This window comes from Nocardia sp. CA-151230 (assembly GCF_050942175.1).
Lineage (GTDB): Bacteria > Actinomycetota > Actinomycetes > Mycobacteriales > Mycobacteriaceae > Nocardia.
In genome coordinates this window covers 2788854-2814649 of the sequence record NZ_CP192061.1, presented here as the reverse complement: position 1 = coordinate 2814649, position 25796 = coordinate 2788854, and the positions used below count along the sequence as shown (strand labels likewise).

Below are 25796 nucleotides of genomic sequence, written 5' to 3'. Positions count from 1 at the left end.
GTCAGGAGTTCCCGCGGAGTTCGTAGTAGGGGTTGTAGATGACCTTGCCGCCGTCGCGTTCGCCGACCCGGCCGCGGACCAGGATACGACGGCCCGGCTCGATTCCCGGGATGCGACGCCGCCCGATGAACACCAGCGCCACACTGTCGGTGCCGTCGAAGAACTCGGCCTCCACCTCGGCGCCCGCCGACCTGGGACAGGCCTCGACACTGCGGAGCCGGCCCAGCATGGTGACTTCTTCACCGCGCCGGCACTCCGATGCCCGGCACGCACCCGACGCCTCCGACGTCTCGGCGAGCTCCTCGGCATCCAAACGATCCAGGTCCTCTGTCAGGCGCCGGCTGAGCCGCCGGAAATAGCCCGACGGGGTGTCCTTCCCACCCGCGGATGGCATCTCGCACGCTCTCCTGTAGAGCTCGACGGCGTGGGTCTCACGTCGTTCGTTCCTTCCACGGCGCCCGGCGGTTCGCCACCCGGCCGCCCGTGGCCGTACCTCCGCCACTGTAGATGGGACGGCCTGCACCCGCCACGCACGCCGGTCACCAGTACTCTCGATCGGTGCCCGATCTACCACGTCCGGCGGTCGCCGTCGCCTTGCCCGGAACCGGCTCCGACGCCCATTTCGCCCGCCGCGCCTTCGGATCCGCTTGCGCCGCACTGGATCTGCCCTTCCTGGCGGTCGACCCGGACCCGCGCGGGGTGATCGACAGCTACCGCAGCGCGCTGGACGCCGCCGCACGCTCGGGCCCGGTGCTGATCGCGGGCATCTCGCTGGGTGCGGCCGTCGCCGTCGAGTGGGCCGCGCATCACCCGGACTCGGTGTACGGCGTGGTCGCCGCCCTGCCCGCCTGGACCGGCGCCGACACCACCGGCTGCCCCGCCGCCCTGAGCGCCGCCGCCACCGCCGCCCAGCTGCGCACCGACGGCCTCGACGCCGTCCTGACCCGCATGCGCGAATCCAGCCCCGCCTGGCTGGCCGAGGCCCTCACCCGCTCCTGGACCTCCCAGTGGCCCGAGCTGCCCGCCGCCCTGGAAGAGGCCGCCGCCTACCGCTGGCCCGAACCCGAGGTGCTGGCCGCTGTCACCGCCCCCGTCGAGATCATCGGCGCGATCGACGACCCCGTGCACCCCTTCGTCGTAGCCGAGCGCTGGACGACGCTGCTCCCGCACGCCACCCTGCACTCGATCACCCTCGACGAGCTGGGCGCGGACCCGTCGGTCCTCGGCACCCGGGGCATCAACGCCCTGCTGCCACGCCGTATCCCCACTCCCTGACCGGAATCCGTCCCCGACGCCCGTCCGTGACTGCGGTGGGTCGCGCTCACGACAGTCCGGTGGCCGCGCTGCGCACCGTCATCGCGCTGACAGCGAAACGGGGCTCCGCCACTGTGGCGGAGCCCCGTTTCGCTTGTCGTGCAGCCGAATCCGGGCAGACCGGTCCGGACCGTCCGGTCAGTTCAGGCCGAGCTGCTGCATGGCCGAGCCCTCCGCGCCGCGACGCGGTTCGGCGGGCGCCTGCTCGGGCTGGAAGGCCGGGCCGCCCTGCATGGCGGCCATCTGGGCCTGCATGGCCTGCTGCTGGGCGGCCAGCTGCTGCTGGTGGGCGGCGGCGAGCTGGTCGGCCAGCTCCTGGGGTAGAACCACCGGCAGCGGTTCACGCACCGGCAGCGGCTCGTCCCCGCGGCGCACCACGGTCTCGCGCATGACCGCGCGAGCCGCGGCCACCAGCGGGGTGTTCTCGTCGGCCGCACCGGTCGGACCGGCCGCGACCAGGCGCACCATCCAGCGGTAGCCGTCCACGCCGATGAAACGCAGATCCGCACCCTGGGTCACGGCGTGCAGCTCACGGCCCCACGGACCCTGCACCACCGACACCTGCGCGCCGTCCTTGCGCAGCGTCTCGGCCAGATCGGCTGCCACCGAACGCCATTGGCCCGAGGTCTTGGGAGCGGCGTAGGCCGCCACCGTGATCCGGCCGTGCTGGGTGGCCAGGTGCACCGCCTGCGGCGCGCCCTCGGGGGTCATCTCGACCTGCAGCTGTCCGCCCGGCGGCACCGGCACGATGACCGAGCCCAGATCCAGGCGCTGCTCGGCGATCGACTCGAGCCGGTCGGCGACGTCCTCGTAGTCGTAGGGACCGGTCTCCGGGCCGCGGGCCACGGGCTCGTCGAACTCCTCGAATTCGCCTGCCGCGTAGCCGGTCTCGTCGTACTCGTCCGCGTCCTCGTACTCGTCGTACTCGGTGTACTCGTCGTCGTACTGCGACGCGTCGTCTCTGTCGCCGCCCTTGTTCTTCTTGCGTCCGAACACCATCGTCATGCCTCCTTGCCGGTCGCCTGACCCGCCCCACCGGACTGCGCGGACAGGCTGGCGTGCCCACCGCTGGATCCGTATCCTCCTGCGCCGCGCGCGGTGTCGTCGAGAGCCTCGACCTCCACGAAGTCCACCAATTCGACCTTCTGCACCAGCAACTGCGCGATGCGGTCACCCCGCCGGAGCTCGATGGCCGTACGCGGATCGTGATTGATCAGGCAGACCTTGATCTCACCGCGGTAGCCCGCATCGACCGTGCCGGGGGTATTGACAACCGACAGTCCCGCCTTCGCCGCCAGTCCCGACCGCGGGTGGATCAGCCCGACCGTGCCGATCGGGAGCGCCACCGCGATGCCGGTGCCGACGAGCACCCGCTCCCCCGGTTCGATGATGACGTCCTCGGTGGTGCACAGGTCCACGCCGGCGTCGCCCTCGTGGGCACGCGTCGGTACGGGGATGCCGGGATCGAGCCGCAGCAGGGGAATAGGTGGAATACCGGTCACGTAGGCCGAGCCTACGCGTTCCCCCTCTCGGTCATTGACCTAGTCTGAGGTCGTGTCCGACCAGCCCCCTCAGGTAACCATGGATCCCAAGCAGCAGACCGAGCCCCTCTACACCGAGCGCCTCTGGGTGCCGCTGTGGTGGTGGCCCGTCGCGCTCGTCGTGACGGGGCTGCTGGCAGCCGAAATCCACATGGGCGCACCAGGAGTGCGGGCGTGGCTGCCGTACGTGCTGCTGTTCCCGGTACCGGCGTGGGTGCTGCTGTGGTTCTCCCGCCATCGCGTGGAAGTGGCCCCCGACGATGCCGGTGTCCCGGAACTGCGCACCGATCGCGCGCACCTGCCCGCGACCTTCGTCAAGCGCGCCGCACCGGTGCCGACCAGTGCGAAAAGCGCGGCGCTGGGCCGACAGCTGGACCCCGCCGCGTTCGTCCAGCATCGGGCCTGGATCGGGCCCATGGTGTTGCTCGTGCTCGATGATCCGGATGATCCGACGCCGTACTGGCTGGTCAGTACGCGTCATCCGGAACGGATCATCACCGCGCTCGGTTTGAAGAACGCGGCCGAGCAGTCCTGATTCATCGAGTGCCCTGCTGCGAAGAGATGTTCCGCCCTGCTTCGCACAGGGATTTCCGCGCAGCCCCGTCCGGTCCGCGCTCGGCGGACCGAGCGCGGGCTGACGGATTACGCTCCGGGACCGTGCCTTACGCGGCGCAGTCCATGCAGATCAGCTGACCGCCGGACTCGGTGGCCAGTCGGCTGCGGTGGTGCACCAGGAAGCAGCTCGAACACGTGAATTCGTCCGCCTGCTTCGGGATGACCCGGACCGAGAGCACTTCCTCGGAAAGGTCCGCGCCGGGAAGCTCGAACGATTCCGCGGTATCGGATTCGTCGATATCCACGACGGCGGACGCGGCTTCGTTGCGGCGAGCCTTCAGCTCCTCCAGCGAGTCCTCCGACACGTCGTCGGATTCATTGCGCCGCGGTGCGTCATAGTCGGTTGCCATGTCGTCTTCCCCTCGTCCTTACTCCGTATATCCCGGACCGGCACCCTCCTGACCGGCTCCTGGCAGGAGCCGGATCGGGTGGGATGCCGCCCCGCCCGTGGTGTACGTCACGCGTACACCGGTCACAGATCCGAGCCGGATACTCCTCATCCGCACCGGATCGCGCTCGGTCAACGCAGGACATGCCCTTGTTGTTCCCGAAATCGAACCCCAGTTTCACCCGGGTTGTACGATCTGGGCCGCCAGACAATAGCGGACCCTGGGACAAAAGTCGCAATCAAAACCCCTGCGAGTTGAAACTGAGGGGTAATCGTCACCGACAAGGGAACTCTTCGAGATCTTCCTGGCATCCTCCGAGACCTCCCCGCCACACCCAGCGCCCGACTTGCCGTGGCCGTTCACACGACAATCGCGACGTTTTCGTAGAGTGTGGGCGTGGTTTCACTGATCACCCAAGGTAACTCGACCGATCCGGACGGACGGTCCTTCATCCGGCGGCGCTGGCAGCCCTGGGCGGCCATGGTGGGCGTCATCGCTCTCATCTGCGTCGGCGTGTGGTTCAAGGCGCTGACCACGAGCGAGGATGACCAGGGTGCAATGGCCTGCAACTCCCCCAGCCCCGCCTCGAGCACCACCGCGGCCCAGCCCGCCCCCCTCGGCGAGCGGGTGGGTGCGTCGCGATTGCGGGATGTGGAGCCCGCGGCCCTCGCCCAGTCGAAGGTGCGCGTGTTCAATGCCAACGGCCAGCGCGGCCAGGCCGCGCACGTGGCCTCCGAGCTGGGTGACCTCGGTTTCGCCAGTGCGCCCGACGTGCAGATCGGTAACGATCCGGTGTACGTGAACGGCGACCTCGAATGCACCGGGCAGATCCGTTTCGGCGTGAAGGGCCGGCCCGCGGCGGCGTCGGTGCAGCTGGTGGCGCCGTGCGCCGAGCTCATCGAGGATCAGCGCCAGGACGACACCGTGGACATGGTGCTGGGCTCGCTGTTCCGCGATATCCGGCCCGACACCGATGCCGAGGAGGTGCTGAAGTCGCTGAAGAACCCGACGCCCGGCACCGCGCCCGCCATCGACCCGAAGCTGCTGGAGGCCGCGCGGCACGCGAAGTGCTGAGAATCTCTTTCGCCGGGTGCTTGCTCTGACCGGCAGACCCGGCGCGACACTCCAACCGGCGCAACCATATATATGAATCCGGATAACACGAATCGCCGCGATCCTTCGATCGCGGCGATTCGTTTTGCCCGGTCCGGACCGGCGGTCAGCCGGGCCCGGTGGTCAGCCGGGCCCGGTGGTCAGCCGGGCCCGGTGGTCGTCCAGCCCTCTGTCACGGCACCGGGATAGGGGCGGTGACATCCAGACGCCGGAAAAGACCGAACAGTTCGTCAGCGATGCCGGGGGCGGCGGCGGACACCAGATCGCCTGCGGCGCCCGGCGAGTCGGGTCTGGGCGGCAGGATCAGGCGTGCGCCCGCCTCGGTGGCGATGAGCGCGCCCGCGGCCCAGTCCCACAGGTTCAGGCCGTGCTCGTAGTAGGCGTCGGTGCGGCCCTCGGCCACGGCGCACAGGTCCAGCGCCGCCGAGCCGAAGCGGCGAATGTCGCGAATGTGCGGCAGCACCCGCGCCACCAGCTCACCCTGACGGGTCCGCCGCTCGGTGGCGTAGGCGAAGCCGGTGGCCACCAGCGCCATGGACACCGTGTCGACCCGGTTGGCGTGCAAGGCAATCGGCGCGCCGCCGGGGGCGGTGCCGTCCACGCTGGAATCGGCGCGGTGGGCACCCAGCCCGAGCCCGGCGCTGTAGGTGACCGCGTGCGCGACATCGGCGACCGCGCCCGCGACCGGGCGGCCGCCACGCACCGCGCCCACCGACACCGAGTAGGACGGGATGCCGTAGACGAAGTTGACGGTGCCGTCGATGGGATCGACGACCCAGTGCACCAGATCCGGGTCGTCGGCCAGGGTGCCGCCGTCCTCCTCGCCGACCACACGGTCGCCGGGGCGCAGTTCGGCGACCAGTTTGCGGACCAGCTGCTCGGTCTCGGTGTCGACGATGGTGACGGGGTCGGTGGGGGTGCTCTTGGACTGCACGGCGTCCTGCTCGTGCGCGCCCGGTCCGAAGACCTGCGGTCGGCGCTCGCGGACGTGCGCGGCGGCGGTCTCGGCCAGATACACCGCGACGCGGCGCAGTTCGGCGATATCGGACGTGTCGGTGGTCGTGGCTGCGGCAGGGACGGTGGAAGTGAAATTCGATTCCGGCACGAGCACCATCGCAGCACAGATCCGGCATCCGGCGCATTAGGCTTGTCGTGCACGACACAAGGCGGCGGTCGATCGAGCGGTCATCGGCCGGTGGCTTCGACTCGCCGGCAACCCTGGAGAACGAGGAGTGGTCCATGTCCGATCCCGGACGCGCGTTCGGCATCGATATCGGCGGCAGCGGTGTGAAAGGTGCCGAGGTCGATCTCGCGACCGGCGAGCTGGTCTATGAGCGCATCAAGATCGCGACGCCGCATCCGGCCACTCCGAACGCGGTCGCCGAGGCGGTCGCCAAGCTCGTCGCCCAGTCCGGCTGGGAGGGCCCGGTCGGCATCACCATGCCGAGCGTGGTGCTGCACGGGCAGATCCGCACGGCCGCCAATATCGACCCGACCTGGATCGGTATCGACGCCCGGCACCTTTTCTCGCTGGCGCTGGGCGGCCGCGACGTGACCGTCCTCAACGACGCCGACGCGGCGGGCATGGCCGAGGACCGGTACGGCGCGGCAAAGGATCTCGACGGTTTGGTAATGCTGCTCACCTTCGGCACCGGTATCGGATCGGCCGTGATGTACAACGGCGTGCTCGTGCCCAACAGCGAGCTCGGGCACATGGAGGTCGATGGCCGCGAGGCCGAGCACCGAGCCGCCGCCTCGGTCAAGGATCGGGTCGGCATGTCCTACCCGGAGTGGGCGCGGGAGGTCAGCAAGGTGCTGGTCACCTTGGAAAACCTCTTCTGGCCGAACGTGTTCGTCGCGGGCGGCGGCATCAGCCGCGACTACCAGGAGTGGATTCCGTTGCTCACCAACAGAACCCCCGTGGTACCCGCCGCGCTGCGCAACACCGCGGGCATCGTCGGAGCAGCCATGGCGGTGTCAGCCGGGATCGCACCGTAAGTAAGCTGGTTCGATCGTTACAATGGAACACATGCCCGGCGGTAGGCCGGAAACCGACACCGGCACGAGAGCCGGTTTACCCCCCGACAGAACCGCTCCGCCGGATCACCACTCTGGCGTGACGCCGCACGAGACCGTCACGAAAGGGCGTACGTGGTAGCCACGAATACCCGAGAGACCGCCGAATCGGCCGAGGCCGCCGACTCAGCAGACACCACCGCAGCACGGCCGGTCAAGAAGGCTGCCGCGAAGAAGGCCCCGGCCAAGAAGGTCGCGGCGAAGAAGACTGCGGCCAAGAAGACCGCGGCGAAGAAGGCCACCAAGGCCACCGCCAAGAAGACGGCGGCCAAGAAGGCCTCGCCGAAGAAGGCCGCGGAGCCCGGCGCCGAAGGCGCTGAGGGCGACGAGGTCATCGACGACGACTCGCTGGAGCTCGAGGACGACCTGGGTGACATCGAGATCGACGAGGACGACCTCGACGAGGACCTGGTCGAAGAGGTCGAAGAGGACGAGGAAGGGGAAGCCGGCGCGGCCGCTCCCGCCGCCGAGGGTGAGGAGGCCGAAGAGGCCGACGAGCCGTCGGAGAAGGACAAGGCGTCCGGCGACTTCGTCTGGGACGAAGAGGAATCCGAGGCGCTACGCCAGGCCCGCAAGGATGCCGAGCTCACCGCCTCCGCCGACTCGGTCCGCGCCTACCTCAAGCAGATCGGTAAGGTCGCGCTGCTCAACGCCGAGGAGGAGGTCGAGCTCGCCAAGCGTATCGAGGCCGGCCTCTACGCCACGGAGAAGATGCGCGAGTTCGCCGAGAAGGGCGAGAAGCTGCCGGTGCAGTCGCGCCGCGACTTCCAGTGGATCATGCGCGACGGCAACCGCGCCAAGAACCACCTGCTGGAAGCCAACCTGCGACTGGTCGTGTCGCTCGCCAAGCGCTACACCGGCCGCGGCATGGCGTTCCTGGACCTGATCCAGGAAGGCAACCTCGGTCTGATCCGCGCGGTCGAGAAGTTCGACTACACCAAGGGTTACAAGTTCTCGACCTACGCGACGTGGTGGATCCGCCAGGCCATCACCCGCGCCATGGCCGACCAGGCCCGCACCATCCGCATCCCCGTGCATATGGTCGAGGTCATCAACAAGCTCGGCCGCATCCAGCGCGAACTCCTCCAGGACCTGGGCCGCGAGCCCACCCCCGAAGAGCTCGCCAAGGAAATGGACATCACGCCCGAGAAGGTGCTGGAAATCCAGCAGTACGCGCGCGAGCCCATCTCCCTGGACCAGACCATCGGTGACGAGGGCGACTCCCAGCTCGGCGACTTCATCGAAGACTCCGAAGCCGTCGTCGCCGTCGACGCGGTCTCCTTCACCCTCCTCCAGGACCAACTCCAGTCGGTCCTGGAGACCTTGTCCGAACGCGAGGCCGGCGTGGTCCGCCTCCGCTTCGGCCTCACGGATGGCCAGCCCCGAACCCTGGACGAAATCGGCCAGGTCTACGGCGTCACCCGCGAACGCATCCGCCAGATCGAGTCCAAGACCATGAGCAAGCTCCGCCACCCGAGCCGCTCCCAGGTCCTGCGCGACTACCTGGACTAGCGATCACCCGGGAGTGGGCCGCTGAGCTACAGCTCAGCGGCCCACTCCCGTATCACGACCCGAGCACGACGTCCGAAGGGTGTGTAAGGGCCAAGAACCGTATCCGTCGAGCTCTTCGCGATGCGGAGACGGTGGTGGGTGGGTCGGCGGGCTCATCTGGCCGTGACGAATCCCTGGGAAACCAGCCAGTCGCGGGCGACGGTGGCGGGTTCGGCGCCTTCGAGGTCGACCTTGCGGTTGAGCTCGGTGATCGTCTCGTTGGTCAGCAAGCGCGAGATCGGCTCCATCACCGTGGCCACCTGAGGGTGCGCGTCGGCGAAGGACTTCCGCATCACCAGTGCCGCATTGTATTTCGGGAAGAACCCGAGATCGTCGTCCAGAATGCGCAGGTCGAGGGCTTTGATGCGGCCGTCGGTGGTCGCGACCGAACCGAACTGGCAGCCGCCGTTCGCGGTGGAGGTGTAGACCAGCGCGTCCTGCATGATCTGCTTGTGCACCTTGCCGGTGTCGACGCCGTACTTGCGGGCCATGCCCGGGAATCCGTCCTGGCGGACACTGAATTCGGTGCCCAGGCAGGTGGGTCCGGTGCCGGGTTCGGTGTTCACGGCCCGCGCGTAGTCGGAGAGTGTCTTCGTCCCGGTCCGCTGTGCGCTCGCCGCATTGGTGACCAGGGCGTAGGTGTTGTTCATCGGGGCGACGTCCGCCCACAGCATGCCGTGCGCGGCCAGGTCGGCGTCGCGGACTGCCTCGAACTGCTGCTGCGCGTCCGGAATCGGCTTCTCGTTGCCCAGATAATTGATCCAGCCGGTGCCGGTGTAGTCGTAGGCGATGTCGACCTGTCCGTGCAGCTGGGCATCGCGCAAACTGTTGGACCCGGTGATATTGGTGAGATCGCGCACTCGAGCGCCTGCCGCGGTGAGCGCGAATTCGATGACATAGCCGAGAATGTTCTGCTCGGTGAAATCCTTGGACCCCACCGTGATCTCCACCCCCTGCAACCCCGGATCCGGCCGGATGCTGCCCGCTCCGACCTGCAACGGCACCGCCCCGCCGGATTCGAGCCCGCATCCCGCCACCAGCATCAGCCCGAGCGCGGCCAGCACCGCCGTCCATCGCCGCCTCATCGCAGACCCCGGGGGCCGAGGAACTGTTCGGCGAGCGCTCCCAGCCAATCCACCAGCAGCGCGAGCGCCACCGCCAGAATCGCCCCCACCCACAACGTCACGTTGTCCCGCAACTTGTATCCGGTATCGATGAGAATTCCCAGCCCACCCGCGCTGACCAGGAACGACAGCGTCGCCGTCCCCACTGCCAGCACCAGCGAGGTCCGCAGGCCCGCGAGGATGTAGGGCACGGCGAGCGGAAACTCGATGCGCCGCAGCACCATAGCCGCGGACATCCCCTGTCCCCGCCCGGCATCCACCAGCGTCGGATCAACCTGCTGATACCCGAGAATGGTGTTCCGTAACACCGGCAACAACCCGTAGAACGCGATCGGCGCCACCCCGACCCAGAACCCCGTCCGCTGGGTCACCAGGTAGTACAGCACGATGAGCCCGATAGCCGGCGCGGCCGCACCGGTATTGGCCATACCCACGAAAAGCGGTGCCAGCCTGCGAAATCCGGGCCGGGTGAGCAAGGTCCCCAATGGAACCGCGATAGCGACAACGATGGCCACCACCGTCGCCGTGATCACGACATGCTGTCGGGTGACGGTGACGATATTCGCCGCATTCATACTCGCCTGCTGTGTGGCTGTCAGATCCCGATCGAATGCCCACACCAGCACCGCCACACCCAGCCCCACCGCCAACACCGGCTGCGCCACCAGCCGAATCAGCTCCGACCGCCGCTCGGTACTCCGCCCCCTCATGCCCGCTCGCCCGATTCCGCCGCGCTGGAATCCTCGACCGCATCGGCGGGTTTCGTGGTGACTCGGCCGCTCTCGGCGCGGGTGGTGGAGAGGTGGGTGACGAGGGTGCCGATCGCGATCAAGCCTGCGTATTCGCCGTGATCGCCAGTGACCACGGCGTGGGCGGTGCTCTCGGTGAGTAGCATTTCCAGCGCCTCCTGCAGGGACGAGCGCAGGGCGACAGTGCCGGTGACCGGGTGCCCGGCCGCGCGCAGTGAGGGGGCGTGGGCCAGCTCCTCGGCCGAAACCCAGCGCAGGGGACGGTGTTCCGCGTCCAGCACGAGGCCCCAGGGCCATTCCCGCTCGGCGAGGGCGTTGCGCAGGGGTTGCATCTCATCGGTTTCGGCGGCCGTCGGGCACTGCCCGAGTTCGACGTCCTCGACGCGGGTGAGGGTGAGCTGTTTGAGCCCGGCGTCCGCTCCGACGAATCCGGCGACAGTGTCGTCGGCGGGTGCGGCCAGGACGGCGGCCGGAGTGTCGTATTGCAACAGTCGGGAGCCGTTGCCCAGCACAGCGATTCGATCGCCGAGTTTGACGGCTTCGTTGAAATCGTGGGTGACGAAGACGATCGTCTTGTGCAGTTCGGCCTGCAGGCGCAGCAGTTCGTCCTGGAGGAGCCCGCGGGTGATCGGGTCGACCGCGCCGAACGGCTCGTCCATCAGCAGGACGGGCGGGTCCGCGGCGAGCGCGCGTGCGACGCCGACGCGCTGCTGCTGACCGCCCGACAGCTGGCGCGGGTAGCGCCGGCGGTAGGTGCCCGGATCCAGGCCGACCAGGTCGAGCATCTCGTCGACGCGGGCGTTGATCTTCGCGCGATTCCAGCCGAGCAGCGCGGGCACCGTGGCCACGTTGCGCGCCACCGTCTGATGCGGGAACAGCCCGGCCTGCTGGATCGAGTACCCGATCTGTCTGCGCAGCTGGTCCGGATCCTGACGACCGATATCACGCCCGTCGATGGTGATGGTGCCCGAGCTCGGCTCGATGAGCCGGTTGATCATGCGCATGATGGTGGTCTTGCCGCACCCCGACGGGCCGACGAACACCACGATCTCCCCGGCCGGAATGGTGATCGAGAATTCGTCGACCGCCGGATCCCGTTGCCCCGGATAGTGTTTGGTGACCGCGTCGAGCACGATCCGCGCGCCACGTGGTGCGTGCGCGGAATCGTTCGCCACAGTGACGGTTTCAGTCACGAATCCCCCTCGGGGTGGTGAACCGGCCGACGCCGGCCAGCAGGGCGTCGAGCAGCAACGCCAGCACGATGATCAGCACCGTGCCGGTGAGGGCCTGCGGCACCGCGGTCGGGCTGCCCAGCCGGGCCAGCCCGGAGAAGATCAGGTTCCCCAAGCCGGGCCCCTTCGCGTAGGCGGCCATGGCCAGAATGCCCATGATCATCTGGGTGCTGACCCGCATCCCGGTGAGGATCGACGGCCACGCCAGCGGCAGTTCGATGCCGACCAGGACCCGCAGCCTGTTCATCCCGACCCCGCGCGCCGCGTCCGACACCGCCGGATCCACCCCGCCCAGCCCGATGATCGTATTGCGCAGGATTGGCAGCAGCGCGTACAACACCAGCGCGACCACAGTCGGCCGCACCCCCAGCCCCAGCACCGGAATCAGCAAGCCCAGCAACGCGAACGACGGCACGGTGAGAATGATGCTTGCCAGCGCGGTCGCCAGCGCCGACCCCCACGGACTGCGGTGCACCGCGATCCCGATCAGCACCGCCAACGCGGTCGCAATCAACATCGACTGCGCCACCGCGGATACATGTAGGTACGAGTCGGTGAGGAGCTGCCTGCGATGATCGACGACGAAATTCCAGAGCGTGCCCAGAAGCCCCCTCCTCCCTAGGAGTTCACACACAGTGTATTGACGCGAACCCCGCCTCGCGCCTTTTCGACCGTCGACGAGACGATCGGTAACAGACGTCTGTGGGAGACATCGACGGCGCTGCGATCATCACCGCCTCTTGCTCGCCTGCTCGGACCATCCTCGACTCGGCAGGACGAAGGCCGTTGCGGTTGAACGGACTTCAGTCGGCGCGGTAGCGCAGCATCACCACGGTGTTGAAGTGCCTCGTCTCGGCCAATCGAAGCTGGATGCGCCTGTCCAGTGACGGGAAGAGCGGTGTGCCGCCGCCGAGCACCACGGGCGAGACGAACAGCTGGTACTCGTCGATGAGCCCGTGTGGCATCAGCGCGGCCGCGAGGCTCGCACCACCGACCTCCATGACGCCATCTCCCGCGGCCTTGAGCCTGCGCACCTCCTCGACCGCGTTCTCACTGACCAGGGTGCTGTTCCAATGGACCTCGGTGAGCGTCCGGGAGAAGACGACCTTGGGCTTCTCCCGCCAGAGCCCGCCGAACTCGCGCTCGATGCGGTGTGCGTCCGCTGGCACGTGCGGCCAGTACGCGGCCATCAGCTCGTACAGCCGGCGACCGTGCAGCGAGACCTCGATCTCGCGGTACCTGTCGTTGTGGAACTGGTGCAGCGCCTCGTCCGGGTTGGTCCAGTCGATGCTGCCGTCACGGTCGTTGACGTAGCCGTCCAGGGACACGCCGAACCCATAGATCAGTTTCCTCATGACCGGGTAGACCTCCTACGCGCTCGAAACTCATCGATAGTCATCGGATCTCACCATGAACCAAGGACGCGACGATCAGATACTCCCCAACCCGCACGCCATTCCTCAGCGACACGGGCGGCTGTCGAATGCCGTCTTCGCCTGCGTGGTCGCTGACCCGAAACAGAAGCGAATCAGCATGCCCGGGACGGCAATCGGGATCGACTACTGGCTCATTCCCCACGCGACGAACCGGCAGGACGTCAGGGGCGCAGCAGGGGACGTCCTTCGAGCGCGGCTTTCCAGAGCTTTTCCGAGGCATCTTCAGTGTCGCCGTCCAGGAACCCGGGCGACAGGATGTCAGCCGCATCATCCGCGTCGGAGTGTTCGAGCGGATCGCCCCCGGACACGCGCAGCCGACGGGCCTTCAGATCATCGACGAAGGTGACGTCGCCCCTGTCCCATGTTTCGAGCCACGCGCCCGCAGATGCAGCACCGTGGACGACGATCACTCCCATGTCGGAGAGTTCCGTCATCAGCAGGCCCCCGACGGTGAGCGAGCCGCCGATGAACAGATTGCTGTCCATGAGGCACATCAGGTGCTGTGCGGTGACCGAGCCGGTGACATAGAGCGGCGTGTAGACGTCCGCGTTCAAAAAGCGCATCGGCCCGTCGACCGTCAGGTCGCCATCGATGACGTAAACGGTGTCCGGCGCTAGATCAGGGTCGTTCCCTATCGACAAGGGCCCGTCGATGGTGAGGTCACCCTGGTGAACGAAGAAGCACTCTGGTTCGTCCCCGAAGAGTTCTTCCAGGTCCTCCACGCGGTGGTCGCTGGCTTTGCAGATGTCGTAGCGCTCTGCTGCCTCGGACAGCGGTACTGATTCCCAACGTGTGCACCACTGCTCGAAGGACACCTGACTCCTCGCGTTCTGTCCGATCCGGGTTGCTGTGCGGCACAGCAAAGTCCATGCGACGAGTCTTGCACACGCCGTCACTCGCCCGCGTCGCTTCGGCACGTCAGCGGGCTGGCATTGCCCACCACCACTCACCACATTCGCGTTCGATGAGAAACTGTGGCACGGGAGCTCCGGTGTGGCGATCGACGTCAATCCCTTTATCGCGCATGAAGTTTCATACCGGTCGCGCGTCTGCGGTGTTCGTTGCCGGAGGGGCGGTAGGGTTCGGGCGGTGGAAGGGATGGCATCGATGAGACGGCTCGCGGTTGTGGTGGGGGCGGCGCTGGTGTTGGCCGCGGAGCAGTTCGGGGTGGGTGCTGCGCAGGACGATTCCGGGGCCGTGGATCGGCTGGTGGAGTTGATGAGCGAGCGGCTCGGCACCGCGGATATTGTCGCGGCGGTCAAGTGGCTCGGCTGGGGGCAGAGCGGAATCTGCCTGCGGGGCTGGTCCGGCAGGTGTTCGAAGGTCAGATCGAGGCCAGCAAGATCGTCCAGCGTGGGCTGGTGACCGAGTGGCGGTATGGGCTGGCGACGGCGCCGGTGCCCGCGACGGATCTGGCCGGGGTGCGGCCGGTGATCGACGGCCTCAATGTCGCGATTATCGACGAATTGGATAGGGAGCGGACCGAATTGACGCGCTCCGACTGCCCGGCGCGAGTCGCCGCCGGGGTGCTCGCTGCCGCCGGGCACGACAATCTCGATACTCTCCACGCGGCGGCGCTCATGCGCGCGGCGACTCCATTGTGTGGGAGCTGACACGTCCCCCAGCACAGGAGACGTCATCCTGATGGGGACTGCCTCAACCAGCATCCGAATTGGGCTGTCGAGCTGGAGAGTTCGTGGCTACTCAGTCGAGGCAGAATTCGTTGCCCTCGATGTCCTGCATCACGAGGCAGGACTCGTTGCCGCCGCCGGCGGGCAGTAGTCGCACGCGGACCGCGCCGAGCGCGACCAGCCGTGCGCATTCGGCCTCGAGTGCGGCCAAGCGCTCTTCCCCCACGAGCCCGGTGCCGACCCGCACGTCGAGATGCAGCCGATTCTTGGTGAGTTTCCCTTCGGGCACCCGCTGAAAGAACAGTCGCGGGCCGACACCCGAGGGATCAACGCATGCGAACGCTGAACCCTGATGCTCGGGCGGCAGGGAGGAATTGAAATCGTCCCAACTGGCAAACCCCTCCGGTGGCGGCGGAACGACATACCCGAGCACATCGCACCAGAAACGAGCGACACGCTCAGGCTCTGCGCAGTCGAAGGTGACCTGGATCTGTTTGACGGACGTCATCGGTCCACCATAGGGTCCGGGACTTCGCCTCCCGCCTTCCCCTCGAACGGATGCTGGGAACCAGCATCACTGCCGCTTCTGGTGCCGATAAGCAATAGATCTTCGACTGCCACCGCCGCCCCGGACACCCTGGAACCATGATCAGAACAACCAGCCGGGCAGCAGGGTTCGACGTGTCGGAAGGCACCCTTACCCACGGAATGCCCTACCTCGCGTTCGGATACGGACGGCCCTTGCTGTTCCTTCGATGGTTCACTCCCGACCACGCCAATCCGACCGGCTGGCTCCGCACCTCAGAGATCAAGACCCTCGCACCACTCGCCCGTCGCTTCCGCGTCTACGCGGTAGGACGCGCACCGGGCATGGCGATGGGGACCACGATGGTCGAAATCGCCACCCAACACGCCGAGGCGATCCGAGCCGAGTTCGGTTGTGCCGTACACATACTCGGAGTTTCCTCCGGCGGCTCGATAGCCTTGCAGCTCGCCGCCGATCACCCGGACGTGGTGCGGACCCTGGCCATCGCCTCTTCGGGAGACACCCTGCCCACGGCCGCCAAGCAAGCCCAGATGAACTACGCGAACGCGGTCGCAGCCGGACGCCGCAGTCTGCACCACACCGCACCGGTCATGGTCCGGTCCCGAATTCTGGCCCGCCTCACCGGCGCTGCCCTATGGTTGGCCGACCCACTGGCCCGGCCTGCGAACCCAACCGACACCGCAGCATTCCTACACGCCGAAGATACGTTCGACATCGGAGACCGACTCGGCGAGATCACCGCACCCACCCTCGTGGTCGGCGGCGACCGCGACGCCTTCTACCCCGTCGAGACCTTCCGCCGAACCGCAGACGGCATCCCGAACGCGCAGTTGACCATTTATCACGGAATCGGCCACCAAGGCGTCGTCAAGCAGAAGCAGTTCGCTCAGGACATCACCTCGTTCATCAGCGCCGCCGATCAGCAACCCTGACAACACTCATCCCTCATCGTCTGCCAACACCACTGCCCCGCCCGCCACCTCCTCCAAATCACGCACCGCAGAAGATGATCGACGAAACCGCCAGATGACCGCAGCTGACGCCCTCCCTGCAAAAGAGCCGCCGCCATGGGCAATTTCTCGTCCACAACATCGAGCGCAACTGTGAGTTCCGCTCCGACGGCAGCCTTCTGAAATACGGTAACGAGCTGCTGATCGAAGGCGACTGCCGTACCGACCTCCCTGGCGTTCAACGGATTTCGTGGGCTTCAGCCCTGGGCCGTTGGTGTGGCGAGAACGGGCAGGTGGTGGAGGGAGTTGGTGAGGGCGGGAAACGGATCCCTTGATACCGGAGGCTTTGGGGTACTGCCGACCAGTCGTAGGTGAGGGTGACTCGGGTTTCGGAGGGTACGCCAGAGGCTTCGGTGCCGGATCCGGCGATGCACAAGATCCGGCGGACACGAGGCTAGCCGAGGCGGCGTTGCAGCTCGGGCCGGTAGTCGTCGACGGCGGCGGCGACCTCGTCGAGGTAGACCAATTGAGGGAAGTCGATGATCGACTGGTGGTCGATCAGGAAGGCGGCGGTCGGTTCCACCACACGGTGCTCGCCGGCTGCGGCGACGCCGAGGTCGGCGAGAACGTCTGGGGCGACTACGAATTGAGATTCGGCGGAGGCGGTGCCGTCGTCGACCTGGACTCGGTATCCCTGGTCGACGACGGGTTCGACCGTGATTCGGGGGTTGGTCATCGGGGCAGCGGGCTGTAGAAGACCAAGCCGTTGCCTTTGTTGTCGTAGACGACGGCGCGGCGTTCGTGGGCGTCGTCGTAGGGGCCCTTGACGATGCCGCCGCCGCCGGCCTCGATGGCCTTGGCCGCGGCGTCCACGTCGGCTGTTTTGATGCCGACGACGACCTGGCCGTGAATGGGGTGGTCGACTGCGGAGGCGAGGGCGAGGGTGATGGGGCCGCCGTCGAGGGCGGCGAAGTGGGCGCCGTCGCGGAACTTCACGGGCATGCCGAGGGTTTCGGTGTAGAAGTCGATGGATTCATCGAGGTTGTCTGTGGACAGGATGATCATCTTGACTTCGTGATCGCTCATGGCTGCCTCCTGTGGGCGAGGTGGTGGCGCGCCCGGAATGCCCGGGTTCGGTCGCCCACCATGATGGCCGCTCCGCGCCGCCGGGGATTGCGAACGACACACTGCCGCCCACTGAGCGGGCAATGCCGGGCCGAGCCCGTGCGGGCCCTTATGAGCGCGGCGAGTTCCGCGGGACGTTGCTCCGGGATCCAGTGGGTGGCGTCGAGGACCTCGTGCGCGCATCCATCTCTCCCCCTGGGCTTTCGAAGCGGCGCGGCGGGTGCGCAGGCTGCGCCGGTCCGCGGGTTCACAGGGAGCAAGGCGCAGACCACCACACACACCGCTGGGTGTCCGTTTTCCGCCACATTCTTTTGTTTCACGGAATCAACTTTTATATTTGATTCATGGAAGCAAACAAAGACCAGGTTTCGCGACTGGCCCGCAGCACCGCACGATTCGCGGAAGCCATGCGGCAGGGCACTTCTCGCGCCTACGACCCGGTACGGGTCGGCGTGCTGCAGTGCGCGGTCGAGTCCGGGCCGCTGCGGGCCGGGGAGATCGCCGAATGCCTGGACGCGCTGCCGTCTTCCATCACCCGGCATGTCCAGGCGCTGATCGACTCCGGTCTCGTCGACACCTCCCCCGATCCGGCGGATCGGCGGGCAGTGCTGGTCGAGGCGACCGAGGCGGGGCGGGCCGAGCTCGCGCAGTTCCTGGAAATCGGCGACCAGGTCTTCGGCGAGGTGATCGCCGACTGGTCCGCCGAGGATGTCGACACGCTCACCCGGCTGCTCGATCGCATGATCGAGGCCTGGGCCGCAGCGGGAGCACACCAGCAGCAGCGCGCGAACCGCAAACGCCCGGGCCGATTCGGCTGGAGCCGGATCTGACCTCAGGAGAGGACCCAATTGCCATGGCCACCAACATCCCTCTGCACGCGATCATCGCCGGCGGCGGCATCGGCGGGCTGGCGCTCGCCAACGGCCTGCGCCGCGCCGGCGTGAGCGTCAGCGTGCACGAACGCGAAACCCAGCGCACCGACCGGCTGCAGGGCTTCCGCATCCACATCAACCCACACGGCAGCAATGCCCTGGCCGAACTGCTGTCGCCGGAGCTGTATTCGACCTTCGTCGCGTGCGCGGGCAAGGGCGGCAACGGGTTCGGTTTCGTCACGGAACAATTGCGCGAACTGCTCCAGATCGATCCGGAGGAGGGTGAGCACACCGCCGGCGGGCACTACGGCATCAGCCGGATCACGCTGCGACAGCTGTTGCTCGCCGATCTGGGCGACGTCGTGCACTACGGCAGCATGTTCGACCGCTATGAGCGCCTGCCCGACGGCCGGATCCGGGCCCATTTCGGCAATGGCGACTCCGAGATCTGCGATGTCCTGGTCGGCGCGGACGGCGGCACCTCCCGGGTACGGGCACAGTATCTGCCGCATGCCGAGCGCGTGGACACCGGAATCGTCACCATTGCAGGCAAATACGGCCTGACAACGGAATCTCGGGCTCGCCTGGACGCCCGGCTGCTGCGCAATCCGCTCAGCGTCATCCCGCCCAGCGGCTGCGGAATGTTCCTCGCCCCACACGAATTCGACATCCCGGACGGTGCGGAACACATCGCGGGGAACCAGCCCGGCCTCGAGCCCGGGCTGCTCCTCGACAACACCCAGCCATACGTGTTCTGGGCCTTCGCGGCCAAACGCGAACGCTACGGCGCCGAACTGGAGGCACTCTCGCCCGTCGGCCTGCACGATCTGGCCGTGCGCATGACCACCGGATGGGCGCCCGAATTGCGGGCGCTGGTCGCCGATTCCGATCCGGAGACCGCCACCCTGCTGCCGATCAGGACCTCGGTCCCGATCCCGGCCTGGCAGACCACGAATGTCACGCTGCTCGGCGATGCGGTACACAGCATGACCCCGTTCGCCGGTATCGGCGCGAACACCGCGCTGCGCGACGCCCAGGGGCTGTGCCGCGCACTGGTGGCCGCCGAACGCCGTGAGCTCGGACTACTCGAGGGCATCCACCGATACGAAACGGACATGATCGACTACGGCTTCGCGGCAGTGCGGACCTCGCTGACCGCGGCCACCCAGTCGGTGTCCGACAGCCGGTTCGCGCGCGGCGCCGGCAAACTCGTCTTCCGCACCGCCAACGCGGTACCCGCCATGAAGCGAAAGATGTTCGCCGACTTGGGTGCCGAGTGATAGCTGCCGTGCATGTGCCGCCCGCGTGCCGAGCGGGTGGCACATGCGGATCACCATCCCGCGATGTCCAAAGTCCAACGCGCACATGACATTCAAAAGGCTCGCAGATTGCTGATCCAGCGGAAACGTCCCAGCCGGACGCAATTTGAATGAAACATTCCCTTTCAATTTCCCAATCCGAACCTTGCCCGGTAGTGTGCCGTCGTCGCCTCCGCGATTGCGAAACCCCTGTTCTGGCAATGGAGTTCGAGTGCTGGAAATTCACCACTTCAGCTACGGTTGGATCACCCCCGTACTGGCGTACATCATGTCCGTCACCGGATCCCTGCTCGGTCTGCGGTGTACGGCACGCGCCCGGGCCGGGGACGGACGTAGCGGCTGGCTCGTCTCGGCGGCCGTGGCCATCGGCGGCACCGGCATCTGGGTGATGCACTTCGTCGCCATGCTGGGCTTCACCATCCGCGGTGCGGTGGTCAAGTACAACGTGCCGCTCACCCTGCTCAGCGCGGTCATCTCGGTCACCGTGGTGTGGATGGGCCTGTTCATCGTGGCCCGCGAGCCATTCGGCCGCTTGTCACTGTTCGCGGGCGGCGCGGTCACCGGGCTGGGCGTCGGCGCCATGCACTACTCGGGCATGTACGCCATGCGGTCCGACGCGATGATCGACTACAACGCCGGCATCGTCACGCTGTCCATGGTTATCGCGGTGGTCGCGGCCACCGTGGCACTGTGGTTCACGCTGGTCATCACCGGTATCTGGGCCACCATCGGCGCGGCCCTGATCATGGGTGTCGCGGTCTGCGGCATGCACTACACGGGCATGGCGTCGATGAGCGCGCACCACATGGACAATCCGGCCACCCCGAAGGGCGCGGGCCCGATGGAATTGCTGGCCCCGCTGATGATCAGCGTCAGCATGGTGACGCTCGTCCTGCTCATTCACGTCGGCCTCACCGAGGTGGACGAGCGCTCCATGATGCCCGAACCGGAACGGCCCGAACCGGCGACGCGCGCCGGCTGGTCGCTGCGGGCGGCCTCGGCAGTGGCCGACACGCGCGGCTCGGGCCAGGACGAACTCGGTCCCCGCGACTACCGGACCGCGGGCCTGTACGCACCGGCCGCCGACTATCAGGCGCCCGGCCGCCACGAGATGTCCCCGCCCGGCGACTGGCGTTCGGACCAGTTCTACCCGGCGGCCGGCGGCCCGGCGGCGCGCCCCGACCGGAATCCGGTTCCGCCGCAGCGCAGTACCCGCTACTCATAGCCGCACCCGCCCGACTGTGGGCAATCTCCATTCTCGACCGGGCAGGCTGAGAATTGCCGACCCGGTTCGCTGAGAATCCGGTTCCGGTGTTCGACTTTCGGGCACATGGGCAGCAAACTGACTGCCGTGGAGCACCACCAGCTGGAGTTGATTTTCGCGGTCCTGTTCGCGACCATCCTGGCCCAGCCGCTCGGACGGCGGCTGGGCCAGGCCCCGGCGGTGCTCATGACCGCCTTCGGCGTGGTGCTGGCCCTGATTCCGCAGGTGCCCAATATCGAGATCGATCCCGAACTCATCCTGCCGCTGGTGCTGCCGCCCCTGCTGTACGCGGCCGCGCGGCGCACGTCCTGGCGGCAGTTCGCCGAGAACTGGGTGGCCATCAGCCTGCGCGCGGTGGTGCTGGTCATCGTGACCACGGCGGCCGTGGCCTGGGCCTTTCACCTCTGGTATCCGGCCGTGCCGATCGGTGCGGCGGTCGCGCTCGGCGCCCTGGTCGCGCCGCCGGATCCGGTGGCGGTCTCGGCGCTGGCAGGCAAGCTGGGCCTGCCCCGGCGGCTGGTCGCGGTGCTCGAGGGCGAGGGCCTGTTCAACGACGTGACCGCGATCGTCCTCTACACCACCGCGATTCAGGCCGTGGTGACCGGTTCCTTCTCGGCCTGGGGCGCATTCCTCGATTTCCTGGTCTCGGCGTTCGTCGGGGTGGTGGTCGGGCTGCTGTTCGGTTGGGCCGGAAGCAAACTCATGCAGCGACTGGACGAGGCCGCCTGGCGGGTGGCGCTGGGCCTGCTGCTGCCGTTCGCCGCCTACGGGCTCTCGGAGTCGCGGGGCGGCTCGGCGGTGCTGGCGGTGCTGGTGTGCTCGATGTATCTCACCCATGCCGCAACAGATTTCAGCGACAGCGACTACCGGCTGGTGGGCGACTCCTTCTGGGAAATCACCGAAATGCTGGTCACCGGTTTCGCTTTCGGCCTGATCGGACTCGAGCTGAGCACGGTGCTGCGTGATGCCGGACCCGACTGGCCGCGCTTCATCGGCGGGGCGGCGGTGGTCATCGCGGTGGTGGTGGGGTTGCGGCTGGTCTGGCTGCTGACCACGACCACGATCTTCCGAACCTGGTGGCGCACCCGCGACAAGGACGAGCCCTACACCTGGCGCGAGACCGTGGTGACCTGGTGGGCGGGCATGCGCGGGGTCGCCACGGTGGCGCTGGCCCTGGCCGTGCCGTTCACGACCGACAGCGGAAAACCGTTCCCGGGCCGCACCGAAATCCTCTTCACCGCCATCGCGGTCGTGCTGTTCACGCTGCTCCTGCAGGGCCCGACCTTGCCCGCCGTGGTGCGGGCGACCGGCGTGCACGCCGACACCGGCACCGAGCGCGCCTTCGAACGCCAGCTCTGGACCCGGGTGCTGGAGGCCGAATTGGCCCGGCTCAAGGAGATCTCGGAGACCGAGCACCTGCCCGAGGAGGTCTACGACCGGCTGCGCACGAGCTTCGAACGCCGTCTGGCCCAGGCGGATCCGGAGGCCGCCGAGGGCAATCCCCGGACGCACACAGATCGCACGCTGGCCTTCACCACGAAGATGCGGTCCATCACCAATGACGTGCTGGAGGCGGGCCGGGCCGAGGCGCTGGCCGCGCGCCGCGAACCGGGGGTCCCGCCCGATGTGGTGGACCGGGTCATGCGCCGGCTGGATCTGCGCCGGTGACCGACCGCTACCCGGTCCGGCCCAGCTTCACCAGGACGGCGACGAATTCCCGCAGGAAAGATTTTCGGGTCAGCAGCCGGGAGGTACGCGCGCCGGTGACCTGGGCGCGCAGCCCCAGCCGCCGGACCAGCCCGGCCGTCCGCAACACGTGAAAGTCACTGGTGACCACGGTCATTCGCACCTGTTCCGGATCGATGCCGCGCCCGCGTAACTCCCGGACGGTGAACCGCAGGTTCTCCTCGGTATTGCGGGACCACTTCTCCCGCAGGATGCTGTCACCCGAAATGCCCTGTGCCACAAGATAATCAGCCATCGCTTCGGCCTCGGCCACAGTTTCGCGCCCGCTCTGCCCGCCCGACACCACCAGCAGCGGCGCACGCCCCCGGCGGCGTTCCTCCCCCACCACCTCGAGCGCCCGGTTCAGACGCCTGGCAAGCATCGGTGCAACGCGATCGTGCCGCAGCCGGCAACCGAGAACGACCACCACGTCCGCGCCCGGTCGCGCGGGCCGTCGCGCCCGGCCGACCGTATAGCCGGTGAAACCGAGGAACGGCACCAGCACCGCGGTTCCCGCCAGCGCCGGTACCACTCGCCATCGTCGCATCCCGCCTGTACCTCCTGCTCCGCGCCGAGTCGGCCCTGTTCGAGCGGCCTGCCACAAGCCCGGGTGAACAGTACTTCCCGCGCCGGCGGCGGGGCCGGGCGGCAGCGGATTCGCTCGGAAGGCGAAGTAGGTGCTGCGGTTGTCGGCTCCGGCACTGGTCGGCACAGGTGTGCCGGTCACTCACCGTGCTGCCGCGCCGGACGCCACGACGGTCACCGAGTGGGTGCCCACCACCACCGGTCTACAAGCCGGCACCACCGTCTGCCGACTCGACGGGCCGTCGCGCTCCCACCGAGAGCGCGTCCGCATCGGTGAGCGGGCGATCGGCCGACGTGTCCTTCAGATCGACCCCCGACCGGCCGAGCCGACGAGCACCATCGACCAACCCCGTGACGACGTGAGCCGCACGCGCATACGAGAGCCCGTCGGGAGGATGAATATTCGAGATGCAGTTCCGCTCGGAATCAGATCGTCCGGGTCGCGGGCAATGGGTGAGATAGATCCCGAGACTGTCGGCGACCGAGAGCCCGGGCCGTTCCCCGATCAATACCAGCACCGTCCGGACACCGAGCGCCGCACCGATGTGATCCCCCAGCGCCACCCGGGCCTGCGTGGCGATCACCGGCGGAGCGAACGTGTACCGCCCCTCGAACGCCGCGAGCAACGCCGCGAGCACGGGAACCCCGTGATCGGCCAGCGCCTTCGACGAAAGCCCGTCTGCCAGAACGAAACCCACGTCCGCCCCGCTGTGCGGCACCGCCGGTTCATCGGTCCCGGGCAGCCGCCCGAGATCCGGACGCCGCAGATACTCCGAGCGATCGCTCGCCCTGCTGCGCACGTGCACCGGCTCACCGAGCCCGAGATCCGCGACCTCGGCGGCCAGGACCGCGATATCGAGCGGGCTGTGCACGGCGTCCCGGGCCGCGGCATGGGCCGCCCGGAACTCCAGCACCTCCGCGGTGGACAGCGCGTCCCCGGTCCGCCCGAGACCGATCCGTGCCCGTGTACTGCGCCGCAGTCCGTCCCAGAACGCTCGCGCGGCAATATCGTCGGCGCGGCGGATCGAGCGCACGGGTTCGATCGGGCTCACTGGTCTCCCTCCGGGTACGGGCTTGCCTTCTCGGCGACCCCGATCGACGCCACCGGCGGATTCCGCGCGATCCGCATTCCAATCCTGTTCGCGCAGAATTGTTTTCGGGCAACGGTCGAGGTATGTGGTGAGGTGGCGCCGATGCTCACGCCGCCCCCTTGGCAGCCAGCGCACGCAGCGGGGAGGACAGGGGTTCGATGGGGAGGATGCGGCCGGTGGAGTCCATCATGCCGAGACCGTCGAGCCAGGCGGCGAATTCGGGGGCGGGGCGCAGATTGAGGGTCTGCCGGGCGTAGAGGGCGTCGTGGTAGGCGAGGCTCTGGTAGCCGAGCATGACGTCGTCGGCGCCGGGGACCGCGATGACGAAGGGGCAGCCGGCGGCGGCCAGCAGGGTGAGCAGGGTGTCCATGTCGTCCTGGTCGGCTTCGGCGTGATTGGTGTAGCAGACGTCGACCCCCATGGGGAGGCCGAGGAGCTTGCCGCAGAAGTGGTCCTCGAGACCGGCGCGGATGATCTGCTTGCCGTCGTAGAGGTATTCGGGACCGATGAAACCGACCACCGTATTGATCAGGAACGGATCCAGGTCGCGGGCGAGGGCGTAGGCGCGGGCCTCGAGGGTCTGCTGATCGACCGGCTTGCCGCCGGCGCCCAGGTGCGCGCCCGCGGAAAGCGCCGAGCCCTGACCGGTTTCCAGGTACATGACGTTGTCGCCCACGGTCCCGCGGCGCAGCGACCGGCCGGCCTCGTTGGCCTCGCGCAGCAGCGAGATGGTCACGCCGAAGCCGGAATTCGCGCCCTGGGTGCCCGCGATGGACTGGAACACCAGATCCACCGGCGCCCCCGCCTCGATGAGCCCGAGCGTGGTGGTGACATGCGAGAGCACACACGACTGCGTCGGAATCTCGAATCGCTGCCGCACCTCGTCGAGCAGGTGCAGCAGATCCGCCGTGGCCTGCGGCGAGTCGGTCGCCGGATTGATGCCGATCACCGCGTCCCCGCACCCCAGCAGGAGCCCGTCCAGCACCGCCGCGGCGATCCCGCGCGGATCATCGGTCGGATGGTTGGGCTGCAATCGGGTGGCGAGCGTGCCCGGCACCCCGATGCTGGTCCGGAACCCGGAGCGCACCTCGGCCGCCCGCGCGACCGCGATCAGGTCCTGATTGCGCATGAGTTTGCTGACGGCCGCGGCCATCTCGGGCGTGAGCCCGGGCGCGACGGCCCGCAGGGTGGCCGCGGCGTCGGGCCGGGCGGCCATCGCGAGCAGCCAGTCCCGCAGCCCGCCCACCGTCAAGTGCGAAATCGCCTGGAACGCACAGCGATCGTGTCCGTCGATGATCAACCGCGTGACCTCGTCGGTCTCGTACGGCACCACCGGCTCCTCCAGGAAGACGCCCAGCGACACCTCGGCCAGCGCCCACTGCGCCGCCGCCCGCTCGGCGTCGGAGTGCGCCGCGCACCCCGCCAGCTCGTCCCCGCTGCGCCGCGGTGTGGCCTTGGCCAGCAGTTCGACCAGCCCGTCGAAGGTGTAGGTGCTGCCGCCCAGGCGCTGATGGAAGATCACCCTCCCGATGGTCCGGGCCCATATT

29 protein-coding genes are annotated in these 25796 nt (G+C 67.9%); 12 read left to right on the top strand and 17 right to left on the bottom strand.

The features are described 5' to 3' along the window. Position 1: 1 nt before the first annotated feature. Positions 2–394: an OB-fold nucleic acid binding domain-containing protein gene (locus ACQP1O_RS12895; RefSeq protein WP_433566039.1), complete on the bottom strand. Its 393-nt coding sequence runs from the start codon at positions 392–394 to the stop codon at positions 2–4. 164 nt (positions 395–558) lie between these two features. On the opposite strand from ACQP1O_RS12895, the gene ACQP1O_RS12890 reads away from it, so the two are divergent. Further along, on the top strand, positions 559–1275 hold the full coding sequence (locus ACQP1O_RS12890) for an alpha/beta fold hydrolase (protein WP_433566038.1): 717 nt from the start codon (positions 559–561) through the stop codon (positions 1273–1275). 177 nt (positions 1276–1452) lie between these two features. Here ACQP1O_RS12890 and ACQP1O_RS12885 read toward each other — a convergent pair whose 3' ends face one another. Further along, positions 1453–2310, bottom strand: coding sequence for a DUF3710 domain-containing protein (locus ACQP1O_RS12885; protein ID WP_433567669.1), 858 nt, complete (start codon positions 2308–2310; stop codon positions 1453–1455). 5 nt (positions 2311–2315) lie between these two features. Next, a complete protein-coding gene (dut, locus tag ACQP1O_RS12880; RefSeq protein ID WP_379446435.1) occupies positions 2316–2816 on the bottom strand; it encodes a dUTP diphosphatase in 501 nt (166 codons plus the stop codon). A gap of 79 nt (positions 2817–2895) precedes the next feature. Here dut and ACQP1O_RS12875 point away from each other — a divergent pair, with 79 nt between their 5' ends. Continuing rightward, a complete protein-coding gene (locus ACQP1O_RS12875) occupies positions 2896–3390 on the top strand; it encodes a DUF3093 domain-containing protein (RefSeq protein ID WP_433567668.1) in 495 nt (164 codons plus the stop codon). A 127-nt stretch (positions 3391–3517) separates the two neighbouring features. Here the strand turns inward: ACQP1O_RS12875 and ACQP1O_RS12870 are convergent, their stop codons facing one another. Then, positions 3518–3820 (bottom strand): DUF4193 domain-containing protein, encoded by a 303-nt coding sequence (locus ACQP1O_RS12870; protein WP_364618887.1) that lies wholly within the window; start codon positions 3818–3820, stop codon positions 3518–3520. Between the two features lie 435 nt (positions 3821–4255). Between ACQP1O_RS12870 and cei the strand changes: the two genes are divergently transcribed. Beyond that, positions 4256–4933: an envelope integrity protein Cei gene (cei, locus tag ACQP1O_RS12865; RefSeq protein WP_433566037.1), complete on the top strand. Its 678-nt coding sequence runs from the start codon at positions 4256–4258 to the stop codon at positions 4931–4933. Positions 4934–5144: 211 nt separating this feature from the next. Here cei and ACQP1O_RS12860 read toward each other — a convergent pair whose 3' ends face one another. Next, positions 5145–6086 (bottom strand): inositol monophosphatase family protein, encoded by a 942-nt coding sequence (locus tag ACQP1O_RS12860; protein WP_433566036.1) that lies wholly within the window; start codon positions 6084–6086, stop codon positions 5145–5147. 125 nt (positions 6087–6211) lie between these two features. Between ACQP1O_RS12860 and ppgK the strand changes: the two genes are divergently transcribed. Both ppgK and ACQP1O_RS12850 read left to right on the top strand, forming a co-directional pair. Beyond that, positions 6212–6970, top strand: coding sequence for a polyphosphate--glucose phosphotransferase (gene ppgK, locus ACQP1O_RS12855; protein WP_433566035.1), 759 nt, complete (start codon positions 6212–6214; stop codon positions 6968–6970). Between the two features lie 153 nt (positions 6971–7123). Beyond that, on the top strand, positions 7124–8560 hold the full coding sequence (locus ACQP1O_RS12850) for an RNA polymerase sigma factor (protein WP_433566034.1): 1437 nt from the start codon (positions 7124–7126) through the stop codon (positions 8558–8560). A 152-nt stretch (positions 8561–8712) separates the two neighbouring features. Here ACQP1O_RS12850 and ACQP1O_RS12845 read toward each other — a convergent pair whose 3' ends face one another. From ACQP1O_RS12845 to ACQP1O_RS12820, 6 genes are all read right to left on the bottom strand, one after another. Continuing rightward, positions 8713–9684: a glycine betaine ABC transporter substrate-binding protein gene (locus ACQP1O_RS12845; protein ID WP_433566033.1), complete on the bottom strand. Its 972-nt coding sequence runs from the start codon at positions 9682–9684 to the stop codon at positions 8713–8715. Next, complete coding sequence (locus tag ACQP1O_RS12840) at positions 9681–10433, bottom strand: ABC transporter permease (RefSeq protein ID WP_433566032.1); 753 nt, start codon at positions 10431–10433, stop codon at positions 9681–9683. The genes ACQP1O_RS12845 and ACQP1O_RS12840 overlap by 4 nt, the downstream gene beginning before the upstream one ends. Further along, entirely contained in the window at positions 10430–11665 is a 1236-nt protein-coding gene (locus tag ACQP1O_RS12835) for an ABC transporter ATP-binding protein (protein ID WP_433566031.1), read from the bottom strand. The genes ACQP1O_RS12840 and ACQP1O_RS12835 overlap by 4 nt, the downstream gene beginning before the upstream one ends. After that, positions 11658–12308, bottom strand: a complete 651-nt coding sequence (locus ACQP1O_RS12830) for an ABC transporter permease (protein WP_433567667.1) — start codon at positions 12306–12308, stop codon at positions 11658–11660. The genes ACQP1O_RS12835 and ACQP1O_RS12830 overlap by 8 nt, the downstream gene beginning before the upstream one ends. A gap of 199 nt (positions 12309–12507) precedes the next feature. After that, positions 12508–13059, bottom strand: coding sequence for a dihydrofolate reductase family protein (locus ACQP1O_RS12825; protein ID WP_433566030.1), 552 nt, complete (start codon positions 13057–13059; stop codon positions 12508–12510). A 242-nt stretch (positions 13060–13301) separates the two neighbouring features. Beyond that, a complete protein-coding gene (locus tag ACQP1O_RS12820; RefSeq protein ID WP_433566029.1) occupies positions 13302–13955 on the bottom strand; it encodes a hypothetical protein in 654 nt (217 codons plus the stop codon). A 292-nt stretch (positions 13956–14247) separates the two neighbouring features. Here ACQP1O_RS12820 and ACQP1O_RS12815 point away from each other — a divergent pair, with 292 nt between their 5' ends. Together ACQP1O_RS12815 and ACQP1O_RS12810 are read left to right on the top strand one after the other, a co-directional pair. Next, complete coding sequence (locus tag ACQP1O_RS12815; protein ID WP_433566028.1) at positions 14248–14505, top strand: hypothetical protein; 258 nt, start codon at positions 14248–14250, stop codon at positions 14503–14505. After that, entirely contained in the window at positions 14502–14753 is a 252-nt protein-coding gene (locus tag ACQP1O_RS12810; protein WP_433566027.1) for a hypothetical protein, read from the top strand. The genes ACQP1O_RS12815 and ACQP1O_RS12810 overlap by 4 nt, the downstream gene beginning before the upstream one ends. Before the next feature lie 91 nt (positions 14754–14844). Here the strand turns inward: ACQP1O_RS12810 and ACQP1O_RS12805 are convergent, their stop codons facing one another. Then, positions 14845–15279 (bottom strand): VOC family protein, encoded by a 435-nt coding sequence (locus tag ACQP1O_RS12805; protein WP_433566026.1) that lies wholly within the window; start codon positions 15277–15279, stop codon positions 14845–14847. A gap of 137 nt (positions 15280–15416) precedes the next feature. On the opposite strand from ACQP1O_RS12805, the gene ACQP1O_RS12800 reads away from it, so the two are divergent. Then, positions 15417–16250 (top strand): alpha/beta fold hydrolase, encoded by an 834-nt coding sequence (locus ACQP1O_RS12800; RefSeq protein ID WP_433566025.1) that lies wholly within the window; start codon positions 15417–15419, stop codon positions 16248–16250. A gap of 472 nt (positions 16251–16722) precedes the next feature. Here the strand turns inward: ACQP1O_RS12800 and ACQP1O_RS12795 are convergent, their stop codons facing one another. Both ACQP1O_RS12795 and ACQP1O_RS12790 read right to left on the bottom strand, forming a co-directional pair. Beyond that, a complete protein-coding gene (locus ACQP1O_RS12795) occupies positions 16723–17004 on the bottom strand; it encodes a hypothetical protein (RefSeq protein WP_433566024.1) in 282 nt (93 codons plus the stop codon). Next, complete coding sequence (locus ACQP1O_RS12790; RefSeq protein WP_433566023.1) at positions 17001–17354, bottom strand: VOC family protein; 354 nt, start codon at positions 17352–17354, stop codon at positions 17001–17003. Before ACQP1O_RS12790 ends, ACQP1O_RS12795 begins: the two co-directional genes overlap by 4 nt. A gap of 383 nt (positions 17355–17737) precedes the next feature. On the opposite strand from ACQP1O_RS12790, the gene ACQP1O_RS12785 reads away from it, so the two are divergent. The 4 genes from ACQP1O_RS12785 (at position 17738) to ACQP1O_RS12770 (ending at position 22516) form a co-directional block, all read left to right on the top strand. Beyond that, a complete protein-coding gene (locus ACQP1O_RS12785; protein WP_433566022.1) occupies positions 17738–18223 on the top strand; it encodes a MarR family winged helix-turn-helix transcriptional regulator in 486 nt (161 codons plus the stop codon). A gap of 23 nt (positions 18224–18246) precedes the next feature. Then, a complete protein-coding gene (locus ACQP1O_RS12780) occupies positions 18247–19545 on the top strand; it encodes an FAD-dependent oxidoreductase (protein ID WP_433566021.1) in 1299 nt (432 codons plus the stop codon). 250 nt (positions 19546–19795) lie between these two features. Next, the gene (locus tag ACQP1O_RS12775; RefSeq protein ID WP_433566020.1) at positions 19796–20809 is read left to right on the top strand and encodes an MHYT domain-containing protein; all 1014 of its coding nucleotides are present in this window, start codon (positions 19796–19798) and stop codon (positions 20807–20809) included. Between the two features lie 105 nt (positions 20810–20914). After that, positions 20915–22516: a Na+/H+ antiporter gene (locus ACQP1O_RS12770; RefSeq protein WP_433566019.1), complete on the top strand. Its 1602-nt coding sequence runs from the start codon at positions 20915–20917 to the stop codon at positions 22514–22516. Between the two features lie 7 nt (positions 22517–22523). Here the strand turns inward: ACQP1O_RS12770 and ACQP1O_RS12765 are convergent, their stop codons facing one another. The 3 genes from ACQP1O_RS12765 to ACQP1O_RS12755 all read right to left on the bottom strand — a co-directional run bounded on the left by ACQP1O_RS12765 (position 22524) and on the right by ACQP1O_RS12755 (position 25771). After that, complete coding sequence (locus tag ACQP1O_RS12765; RefSeq protein ID WP_433566018.1) at positions 22524–23120, bottom strand: YdcF family protein; 597 nt, start codon at positions 23118–23120, stop codon at positions 22524–22526. Between the two features lie 241 nt (positions 23121–23361). Then, the gene (gene eutC / locus ACQP1O_RS12760) at positions 23362–24201 is read right to left on the bottom strand and encodes an ethanolamine ammonia-lyase subunit EutC (RefSeq protein ID WP_433567666.1); all 840 of its coding nucleotides are present in this window, start codon (positions 24199–24201) and stop codon (positions 23362–23364) included. A 154-nt stretch (positions 24202–24355) separates the two neighbouring features. Continuing rightward, positions 24356–25771: an ethanolamine ammonia-lyase subunit EutB gene (locus ACQP1O_RS12755; protein WP_433566017.1), complete on the bottom strand. Its 1416-nt coding sequence runs from the start codon at positions 25769–25771 to the stop codon at positions 24356–24358. Positions 25772–25796 lie beyond the last annotated feature (25 nt).

Bases quoted from the DNA above. Each gene is read 5' to 3' on its own strand.
- ACQP1O_RS12895 (WP_433566039.1), bottom strand. From the start codon at position 394: ATGCCATCCGCGGGTGGGAAGGACACCCCGTCGGGCTATTTCCGGCGG.
- ACQP1O_RS12875 (WP_433567668.1), top strand. From the start codon at position 2,896: ATGGATCCCAAGCAGCAGACCGAGCCCCTCTACACCGAGCGCCTCTGG.
- ACQP1O_RS12870 (WP_364618887.1), bottom strand. From the start codon at position 3,820: ATGGCAACCGACTATGACGCACCGCGGCGCAATGAATCCGACGACGTG.
- ACQP1O_RS12860 (WP_433566036.1), bottom strand. From the start codon at position 6,086: ATGGTGCTCGTGCCGGAATCGAATTTCACTTCCACCGTCCCTGCCGCA.
- ppgK (WP_433566035.1), top strand. From the start codon at position 6,212: ATGTCCGATCCCGGACGCGCGTTCGGCATCGATATCGGCGGCAGCGGT.
- ACQP1O_RS12845 (WP_433566033.1), bottom strand. From the start codon at position 9,684: ATGAGGCGGCGATGGACGGCGGTGCTGGCCGCGCTCGGGCTGATGCTG.
- ACQP1O_RS12840 (WP_433566032.1), bottom strand. From the start codon at position 10,433: ATGAGGGGGCGGAGTACCGAGCGGCGGTCGGAGCTGATTCGGCTGGTG.
- ACQP1O_RS12825 (WP_433566030.1), bottom strand. From the start codon at position 13,059: ATGAGGAAACTGATCTATGGGTTCGGCGTGTCCCTGGACGGCTACGTC.
- ACQP1O_RS12815 (WP_433566028.1), top strand. From the start codon at position 14,248: ATGAGACGGCTCGCGGTTGTGGTGGGGGCGGCGCTGGTGTTGGCCGCG.
- ACQP1O_RS12805 (WP_433566026.1), bottom strand. From the start codon at position 15,279: ATGACGTCCGTCAAACAGATCCAGGTCACCTTCGACTGCGCAGAGCCT.
- ACQP1O_RS12800 (WP_433566025.1), top strand. From the start codon at position 15,417: ATGATCAGAACAACCAGCCGGGCAGCAGGGTTCGACGTGTCGGAAGGC.
- ACQP1O_RS12795 (WP_433566024.1), bottom strand. From the start codon at position 17,004: ATGACCAACCCCCGAATCACGGTCGAACCCGTCGTCGACCAGGGATAC.
- ACQP1O_RS12790 (WP_433566023.1), bottom strand. From the start codon at position 17,354: ATGAGCGATCACGAAGTCAAGATGATCATCCTGTCCACAGACAACCTC.
- ACQP1O_RS12785 (WP_433566022.1), top strand. From the start codon at position 17,738: ATGGAAGCAAACAAAGACCAGGTTTCGCGACTGGCCCGCAGCACCGCA.
- ACQP1O_RS12780 (WP_433566021.1), top strand. From the start codon at position 18,247: ATGGCCACCAACATCCCTCTGCACGCGATCATCGCCGGCGGCGGCATC.
- ACQP1O_RS12770 (WP_433566019.1), top strand. From the start codon at position 20,915: ATGGGCAGCAAACTGACTGCCGTGGAGCACCACCAGCTGGAGTTGATT.
- ACQP1O_RS12765 (WP_433566018.1), bottom strand. From the start codon at position 23,120: ATGCGACGATGGCGAGTGGTACCGGCGCTGGCGGGAACCGCGGTGCTG.